The sequence below is a fragment of the Oleiphilus sp. HI0066 genome (genome assembly GCF_001635725.1).
This window is the reverse complement of sequence record NZ_LWFH01001355.1, coordinates 1-522: the sequence shown is the minus strand read 5'-3', so window position 1 is coordinate 522 and position 522 is coordinate 1. Positions and strand designations below refer to the sequence as shown.

Sequence of the window (522 nt, the reverse complement as noted above, 5' to 3'; positions counted from 1 at the left end):
GTAAGCTGACCAACTGTTTCAATAATAGTGGTTATTCCCTGTGCTATTAAGCTCAGAACAGGCAAACAAAAAAGGCCGCCCGAAGACAGCCTCTTTTTAACTTCTATGAGTCTCGAATTAAGAACTCTTGCCTTACGAGAGAGGATTAGAAGTGTTTTTCGCGCCGCCCGCTTTTAGAGCCCGGTCTTTGATCAAGAGCTGCCAGCGTAGTATTCGACCCCATAAACAAAAAAGGCCACCCGAAGGTAGCCTCTTTTTAACTTCTATTAGTCTCGAATTAAGAACTTTTGCCTTACGAGAATTGGTTAGAAGTGTTTTTTGCGCCGCCCGCTTTAAGCGCACGATCACCAGCGTAGTACTCTTTGTGATCATCACCAAGGTCTGAACCAGCCATGTTTTGGTGCTTAACACATGCGATACCTTGACGGATCTCTTTACGCTGAACACCTTCAACGTAACCAAGCATACCTTGCTCACCGAAATACTCTTTCGCTAGGTTGTCTACAGACAACGCAGTAGTGT

Annotated in this window: 1 pseudogene; it reads right to left on the bottom strand. The window is 45.0% G+C overall.

Annotation, left to right across the window (positions count from 1 at the left end):
• Positions 1-292: 292 nt before the first annotated feature.
• Positions 293-522: pseudogene (locus A3738_RS20335) on the bottom strand (isocitrate lyase); the annotation flags it as partial.